The organism is Massilia aquatica, assembly GCF_011682045.1.
Lineage (GTDB): Bacteria > Pseudomonadota > Gammaproteobacteria > Burkholderiales > Burkholderiaceae_D > Telluria_A > Telluria_A aquatica.
Genome location: NZ_VVIW01000054.1, coordinates 1 through 5,944, shown reverse-complemented (window position 1 = coordinate 5,944; position 5,944 = coordinate 1). Strand labels below are relative to the sequence as shown.

Below are 5,944 nucleotides of genomic sequence, written 5' to 3'. Positions count from 1 at the left end.
CCTTCATCAAACGCCCACACTTATCGACTGTTAATTGTTAAAGAACTTGTTCTGTACCGCCTTCTGCCGTTTGCTACGAAGCGTTGTGTTCGTTGCAGCAGAGAGATGAGATTATGCGGCGTTTTGCATTTTTCGTCAACCTCTTTTTTACTACCGCGTCTCCTTGGAGACGGCCCTGACAGACTGCTAACTACTTGATTTCGTTAACCCTTTCTGCGGGGAGGCGAACTATAGCAAAGCCTCCCAGGAGTAGCAAGGCCTATTCCGATAATGTCGTCACCGAATAGCGGGAATCGGCGCGGATGCTCGCCTGGCTAAACGGCAGCTGGGGCCAGCTCTTCTGCGAGTACAAGGGCAGCTGGTCGGCGTGGTACGGCGACGCCGGATCGACCGACTGCCCATACAGCAGCATCGCCTGCGCGACCGGGCCCGCCTCGTCGAACGTCACGGTCTGCACATAGCTGGTTCCCCATGTAACCTGGCGATAGCCATCCGCCTGCAACGCCGTCTCCATATGAATCGAGTTATACGAACCATCGATATCGCCAATCGCTCCATGCAGCGGCACCCGCACGCCCTTGCGGGTATCGCTCTGGTAGTCGCCCAGGCGCCCGTCCAGCGGCACGTTCAGGGCCTGCATCTGCTGCGCCGCATTTTTTAGCGCCGCCAACATGGCCGGCCCGGCGGCCGGAGCCAGCCCGCGCGGGGTATTGACCGGGTCGGCCGCATTCAGCGGGACAGCCCATTTGTCCGCAATCAGCGACGCCCGGTTCCAGAATTCGCGAAACAGCACTGCGCCGCGGCTATCGAGATTGGCGCGCCTGTCCCATGCGGCCAATACGCGGCAAGCCTGCGCCACCAGCATATCGACGGAGGCACCGCACAGGGGAAGAAATTCCGGCAGCATCAATTCGGCCGCATACACGCGATTGGCAAAGGCCAGCTCCTGCACGTCGCTCATGTGCAGGCGCGATTTGCTGGCCAGGGCATCCTCGAGCTGCCTGAATCCGATCCGCGTACGCAGCATCTGGGCCACACCGGTCGCCCCATACAGCGGCGAATAGCCAAACGGCGCCGGCCCTGTCAACAAGGCGCGCGGATTCGATAGCCAGTAACTGTCATTCGAATTACCGACATAATCGGTGCGCAGCATCCACGGCGCATCCACAGGCGAATGGATGCCATCCGGTGCGCGCGCATCGGGTCCCCACGCGCACGCGCTGCGCGAGCCGTCGAACATCAGCAACTGCGGCAGCACCAGACAATCCGACGCGAATTTGTCGGCGCCGACCTTGGGCACCAGGCTGGCATCGGCATACAGTACATTGCCGTCGCGGTCAGCGGCCATGGTATTCACCCAGGGCAATCCCATGGTCTTGTCGAGCGACGCCTTCATCTCACCCACATTGCCAGCGCTGCCCAATCCGATCCATTGTTCGATCAGCCGCGTATTGTGGCGATTGGCGTCGGCCAGCACGTGCACCGCTGTGGCCGACCAGGTAATGCCGGCGTCCGGCTTGACCAGCACCGCGCCTTGCCTCGTGAAATAGAAGGTCTTGCTGCGCCTGGCCATGCTGCCGTCCGGCCGCAGGCTGTCAACGCTGACCGTTTTGGACGCCATTTTGGCAGGCACCCCATCGTACAGATAGGTCGTGCCACTCGGATCGCGCGTATCGAGCGCCAGCCTGAAGGTGGTGAAGTGCACCGCGCGCGTGACGGTATGGGTCCACGCCACATCCTTGTTAAACCCGATCACGATCATCGGAATGCCACCCAGGATGGCGCCCATGGCATCGTAGCGACCGGGGATGGTCAGGTGCGCCTGGTAAAAGCGGTCGGTACTGGTCCAGGGATAATGCGGATTACCGAGCAGGATGCCGCGCCCGCTCACTGTCGTATCCTTACCCAGCGCCAGTCCATTGCTTCCCAATTGTTCCCGGGTCAAACGCTCAAGCCTGCGTTGCAGAAAATCGGTATCGCTCACCTGTACCTGCGCGTCCTTGTCCGGGAAGGTAAGGCCGCCCTCGCGCGCGCCATCGACTATCTCTTGTGCGAATACCTGGCCCGACGCGTGCAGCGCTTTCTCGGCCAGTACCAGCATCATGTCCTCGAAGCTGATCGGCCTGACCCACGGCGCCTTGTTGCACGCGGCAGGATAGCGTCCGGCGTATTCCTTGAGATAGCGGTTATAGCCGGCCGCGTAGCCCGTCAACAAATCGCGCGCTTCCGCGCTGCCGGCGGCATAGCCGGCTTTTAAGCGCTCCGCGTCGAGATAGCCCTTGAAGAAAAAGTCGCTGTCCTCGTTATTGAGTTTCATGAAATCGCTGTTGGCGCCATATTCGCCACTTGCCGCCGGCGTTGCCGGCTTGTCCGCGCCAAAAAACCGCGAGCGCTCGCCGCGTACCGTCAGGATGGTATCGGCGAACATGCACACATTATCCTGGGCATAGGCATACGCGAGGCCGTAACCGATACCGCGAAAATCACGCGCGCGAATATGCGCAATGCCATGCGAGGTGCGCGCCAGCTCGGCGCTGAACTGCGGACGCGCCGCCTTGGGCAGGCCCGGTGCCTGGTCGCCGCGCCCGCAGCCGGCGATGGCAAGCGCTGCCAGGCCTGCCGCCAGCGCGGCCGATACACGACGATTGGAGCGAACTAAATCCTTTAACACGCATCTCATGGTGACTCCCTTTCACGGTGCCGGCCAGGATGACCGACAGGCAATCGTACGAATGCCGGTCCTGGCCGTATTGAGAGTAGTCAACAAAAGAAAATGGTCCGATACGAGGCGGTACACACTTGTCGTTCGCGTCAATCGCGCACTTACTTAGTACGGGCTGGCGGTCGGGCGCACGATGATTTCGCTCACGTCCACGTCGGCCGGCTGGTCGATGGCGAAGCGAATCGCGCCGGCGATGGCCGATGGGGCAATCGCCACGCGCCGGAAGTCGCGCATGGCCTCGCGCGCCAGCGGATCGGAAATCGTTTCCGCCAGTTCCGACTCGGTCACGCCCGGCGAAATGACGGTCACGCGGATGTCGCCGCCCACTTCCTGGCGCAAACCTTCCGACAGCGCCCCCACCGCGAACTTGGTCGCGCAGTACACGGCGGCGGTGGGGCTGACGGCATGACCGCCGATCGACGACAGGTTGATGAACTGGCCCGAGCGCTGCTCCTGCATCACGGGCAAGGCGGCGGCGATGCCGTGCAGGACCCCGCGGATGTTGACGTCGATCATGTGATTCCATTCATCGACCTTGAGCGCATCGAGCCGGGACAAGGGCATGACGGCTGCGTTGTTGACGAGCACGTCGACGCGCTTGTAGACATCGAGCGCGAAGGCCACGAAGCTCTGTACGTCTTCCAGGCGGCGCACATCCATGGCAAAACTTTCGGCGGCGCCACCTTCGCTGCGGATCTCGGCAACCAGGGCGGTCAGGCGGTCGGCGCGGCGCGCTCCAAGCACGAGCCGGTATTCGTGGCGTCCGAGCAATCGTGCGGTGGCCGCGCCGATGCCACTGCTGGCGCCGGTAATGAGAACGACTTTCTGGTGCGAATTGTGATGGCTGGACATGCGGTTCTCCTTGAAGTGCGGACAGGTGAGGCATCTTACAAATCACCGGCATACCCGGAAATACACAGGACTCTCGCTTGATTGCCTATTTCTACAAGGCGTGCGAGCGGGCGCGAGGACCGATGCGCCGACGTCCGGGCGCAATCGCTGGCTTGATGTTAAAAAATAAAGATTCGGGGCTTTCGTTAGGTGTAATATTCGTTGAGGTGCACGTCGTTCCAGGCCTCGGCCTCGGCACGGCGGGTGCGCATGGCCGCTGCTCACGGCAGCGGGGTACATATAAAAAGAAAACCGGCGGCATGCCGGAAGATTGTCTGGGGATGGGGATGGGTTTGACGGCGAACACCAAGATCGACTGGCGCACGGAACGCGCGCAGCCGCGATGGTCCGATCACCCCTTGCACAGCGATGTGAGGATGCTCTGAGTCAAGCATCCGTCAAGGCTTACCTGCCGTGGGTCGTCGCCGCCGCGCTGTTCATGGAACAGCTCGATGCGACCATCGTCAACACGGCGATTCCGAGCATCGCGGCCAGCCTCGGCGTGACTCCGCTCAGCCTCAAATCCATCGTGTCCAGCTATATCCTCAGCCTGGCCGTGGGCATTCCGGTGAGCGGATGGATGGCCGACCGCTTCGGCACGCGGCGGGTGTTCGCGGTGGCCATTGTCATCTTCACCCTGGCGTCGGTCCTGTGCGGCATGGCGGTCAACGCGCCAATGATGATCGCCGCCCGCTTGCTGCAAGGCCTGGGGGGCGCCATGATGATGCCGGTAGGGCGCCTCGCCATCATTCGCACGTTTCCCAAATCCGAATTGCTCGGCGCGATGAACTTCGTGATCATCCCGGCGCTGATCGGCCCACTGCTAGGACCGACCGTGGGCGGCCTGGTGGTGCACTGGGTGTCGTGGCGCTACATTTTCTTTATCAACGTGCCGGTCGGCCTGATTGCGCTGTTCCTGGTGTTTCGCTATATGCCGGATTACCGCGCGGCGCAGCGGCGCCCGCTCGATGTGGTCGGCCTGATCCTGTTCAGTTCGGGCACGGCCTTGCTGTCGTGGTTCCTTGAAATTTTCGGCGAGCATACGATGGCCCCCTTGACCGCCGGAGTCATCCTGGCGTCGTCGCTCGGCTTGCTCGGTGCCTATGCCCTGTATGCGCGCGGGAGGAAGTTTCCGCTGCTGCGCCTGTCGCTGTTTCATATCCGTACGTTCCGCATTGCCGCGGTTGGTGGCTTTTTGACGCGCCTGGGATTGGGCGGGATGCCGTTTTTGCTGCCCTTGCTGTATCAGGTCGGGCTGGGTTTTCCGGCATGGAAATCCGGCTTGCTGATGATGCCGGCGGCGATCGCAGCGATGGCGATGAAACTGGTGTCGCAACGCTTGCTGCATCGCTTCGGCTATCGCCAGATCCTGGTGGTCAATACGGTCTGCATCGGTTTGACGATCGGACTGTTTGCGTTTGTGGGCGCCGACACGCCGCTGGTCTTGATTGTGATGCTCGGGCTGACCCAGGGTTTTTTCAACTCGCTGCAGTTCTCGTGCATGAATTCACTCGCCTATGCCGACATCGACGACCAGGATTCGAGCATGGCCAGCACGATCTCGAGCTCGTTCCAGCAGTTGTCGATGAGTTTCGGGCTGGCGGCGGGGTCGCTGGTGACGGCCTGGTTCCTGGGTGATGTACCGCAGTCCAACCGCACCATGGTGATCAGCGCGCTGCATCACGGGTTTGCCACCTTGTCGATTATTACCGTGATCTCGTCGCTGACCTTCTGGCGTTTGCGCCAAAACGATGGCGAGAGCATCAGCCGCGGTACGGCGCTCAGGCTTCAGCGATAAGAAAGGGGATTCGATTGCCGTGATGTCGAGGACACCGGTCGCGCGCTTGCCATGTGGACGGCGTTCACGGACGAAAAAAAACCCCACCTGCACGTAACGCGATTGAGCGCGTTGGCTGGTGGGGCTTTTTCATATAACTAGCCTGACGATGACCTACTTTCACACTGGTTGCAGCACTATCATCGGCGTAAAATCGTTTCACGGTCCTGTTCGGGATGGGAAGGGAAGGGGTGGTACCGATTTACTATGGTCATCAGGCATAACTTGTACAAGTAGTTGCTCCCGACTGGGCAGCAGTACTTCGAATCCTGAGCGCGTATTTTACGGCGTATTCTTATTAATTGGTAGTAATTTCTGTGGTCCGGCCAAGAAAACACAGACGAAAAAAAACCCCACATTTCTGCGAGGTTTTCTTCTTATAACTAGCCTGACGATGACCTACTTTCACACTGGTTGCAGCACTATCATCGGCGTAAAATCGTTTCACGGTCCTGTTCGGGATGGGAAGGGGTGGTACCGATTTACTATGGTCA

At 60.5% G+C, this 5,944-nt stretch carries 4 protein-coding genes and 2 rRNA genes; 2 read left to right on the top strand and 4 right to left on the bottom strand.

All coding sequences use genetic code 11. The annotated features are described in order from the left end of the window. Positions 1-259: 259 nt before the first annotated feature. Together F1609_RS33615 and F1609_RS33610 are read right to left on the bottom strand one after the other, a co-directional pair. Positions 260-2,680 carry a penicillin acylase family protein gene (locus tag F1609_RS33615; protein WP_167082239.1) on the bottom strand — a complete coding sequence of 807 codons (2,421 nt, stop codon included), beginning with the start codon at positions 2,678-2,680 and terminating at the stop codon, positions 260-262. Between the two features lie 147 nt (positions 2,681-2,827). Further along, on the bottom strand, positions 2,828-3,574 hold the full coding sequence (locus F1609_RS33610; protein ID WP_167082237.1) for an SDR family oxidoreductase: 747 nt from the start codon (positions 3,572-3,574) through the stop codon (positions 2,828-2,830). A gap of 77 nt (positions 3,575-3,651) precedes the next feature. Here F1609_RS33610 and F1609_RS33605 point away from each other — a divergent pair, with 77 nt between their 5' ends. Next, positions 3,652-3,999, top strand: a complete 348-nt coding sequence (locus F1609_RS33605) for a hypothetical protein (protein WP_167082235.1) — start codon at positions 3,652-3,654, stop codon at positions 3,997-3,999. Between the two features lie 53 nt (positions 4,000-4,052). Continuing rightward, entirely contained in the window at positions 4,053-5,411 is a 1,359-nt protein-coding gene (locus F1609_RS33600) for a DHA2 family efflux MFS transporter permease subunit (protein ID WP_229422201.1), read from the top strand. 140 nt (positions 5,412-5,551) lie between these two features. Here the strand turns inward: F1609_RS33600 and rrf (F1609_RS33595) are convergent. Both rrf (F1609_RS33595) and rrf (F1609_RS33590) read right to left on the bottom strand, forming a co-directional pair. Continuing rightward, positions 5,552-5,669: ribosomal RNA gene (gene rrf, locus F1609_RS33595) — 5S ribosomal RNA — on the bottom strand. Between the two features lie 167 nt (positions 5,670-5,836). Further along, positions 5,837-5,944 (bottom strand): 5S ribosomal RNA (gene rrf / locus F1609_RS33590); the annotation flags it as partial.

Excerpts from the sequence above, each read along its gene's own strand:
- F1609_RS33615 (WP_167082239.1), bottom strand. The coding sequence starts at position 2,680 with ATGAGATGCGTGTTAAAGGATTTAGTTCGCTCCAATCGTCGTGTATCG.
- F1609_RS33610 (WP_167082237.1), bottom strand. The coding sequence starts at position 3,574 with ATGTCCAGCCATCACAATTCGCACCAGAAAGTCGTTCTCATTACCGGC.
- F1609_RS33600 (WP_229422201.1), top strand. The coding sequence starts at position 4,053 with ATGGAACAGCTCGATGCGACCATCGTCAACACGGCGATTCCGAGCATC.